Annotated in this window: 1 protein-coding gene; it reads right to left on the bottom strand. The window is 65.4% G+C overall.

Annotation, left to right across the window (positions count from 1 at the left end; translation table 11 throughout):
* Nucleotides 1-76 precede the first annotated feature (76 nt).
* On the bottom strand, nt 77-1,765 hold the full coding sequence (locus AC1Q7H_RS39735; RefSeq protein ID WP_492382508.1) for an IS1634 family transposase: 1,689 nt from the start codon (nt 1,763-1,765) through the stop codon (nt 77-79).
* Nucleotides 1,766-1,879 lie beyond the last annotated feature (114 nt).

Genomic DNA, 1,879 nt, shown 5'->3' with positions numbered 1-1,879 from the left:
CTAGCCCTACTTTCGCAAAGCAAGGCGCCGGATCGGCGCTCTTAGGCTGTAAATCATGACTGAATGGGCTCGGAAGTCATACATGAAACAATATTGGTGCCCACCTCTGCAGCTCGAAGACCTTCACGGCGCGGCGCTGCTCGGACGTGAGGTCCGGTGCCAGCATCGCCGTTGGCCGTCGTCCCGCTGTCCCGGTCTTCGTCTTCACCAGCGTCACCTTGATCTCGGCAAGTCCTTCCATCATCCGGCGCGCCGATGCGTCGGTCCTCAGCGCCATCCGCGCCAAGCTCACGAGCATCAGGCCAAGCACGGTCGCGAAGGTATGCAGACGCAACGATCCATCGGCCCACTGGTGTGAAGGTCCCCAGGGAACCACGCCGCCTTTCTTCGCCCTGCGGAACAGCTCCTCGACGTTCCACTGTCCTCGGAAGGCGGAAACGATTCGCCCGGTGCTCCAGTTGTGCCGATCCGTACACAGCACCCGCCTGCCCAGCCGCGTTCTCTCCAGTTCGCGGCGCAACGTGGCATCGACGTGCCAATGCAAGGTCGGTGCCGCTTCGCTGCCGGCGATGGTGGTCACGACGAAGCTCGACAGGTGTTCCCGAGCGAGTGCCTTCTTGACCCGCAGCTCCAGCCGGCTGCGCGTGATGCGGCCCTTTTCGACCAACCCCTCCAGCGTGCTCAGTTCCACTTTCGCTTTGCCCAGTGCCCCCGCGATCCCGCGTTTCTGGCCCGCCAGCAACTCCTGGCTCTCCACCACGACGAGCGTGCGATCCAACTCGCCCACGGTGGTCCGAACTCGCGCCGCCCGCACGTCGCTGAGCTTGCCCGACAGCGGCTTCATCGCACCGCGCTGCGCCGCCATCCGCAGCGCCTCCTCCGCGGCCTTGTGTCCCAGTGGCAACGAGATGAGGCTGTAGTAGCCGGCAGCATCGAGATCGAGTTCCAGTTGCGGGCTCCAAAACCCGCCGTCTCGTACCACCGTGCGCTGCGCCGGCCGCTCGCGGCCCTCACCGCTGTCGAGTGCCTCGTGCAACTGCGCCAACCCACCCAGGCACGCCGCAAGCACGGCCTGGTCCGAGCCGTTGCCGGGATACGTCCGATACAACAGCGGCACATGCCCGGTCTCGCTGACCAGGACGCCAAGCCCTACGACACGCAGGTCGCTTCTCTTGCTCTTGGCGTGGCCTCGCCGCGCCAGTTCGCCGGGCGTCTGCGTGTCGATGTGGGTATCGAAGTTCGTCGTATCGAACGCGAGCACGTCGGCGGACAGCTCGAAGCGGGCCACCGCGGCCTTCGCGATGGCCACTTGAGCCTGCTCCAACTGCTCATCGGTCACCTGCTGCGCGACGCGATGAAAGGCCTGACCGGTGAACGCGGACCCCGGCAAACACGACAGCCGCGGCAAACTCGCGTCCAGAAAATCACCCAGCTCGCACTTGGGTCCCGGCGCACACGCACGCTGAATCGCCACAGCCACCGCCAACTCACCCACCGACGGGCCATCCTTGGCGCCAACCCCCGCGCACGCGCGATCAATCCGCCCGACCAAGTCCAGTTGCTCGGCCACCCAGATCAAGGCTCCGACGTCGCCGACCCCGCGCGTACCCACCGTCTGGGTCGCGCTCAGATCCGCAACTCGCGGCGGCTCGGCCGGTCCCAGCACGACTTGGCGCGCGACGGAACGGCCCCGCTCCGCGTCCCACACCGACTGCGCGGCAATACGGTAGCGATGGCCGTTGACTTCTCGTTCGAAGATATGCATGTTCTTTCATGTAGCATTCTCGAGCCAAAGAATCAAGCGAAATCCAGTATCTACGCGGCATTCCGACTCGGTGCCGCCGCGGAACAACGCCGAGCTTGCGAAGGTAGGGCTAGC

It is taken from the genome of Cupriavidus sp. GW823-FHT06D04, assembly GCF_058795055.1.
The sequence above is the reverse complement of the archived record's forward strand: the minus strand, read 5'-3'. Positions and strand labels throughout refer to the sequence as shown.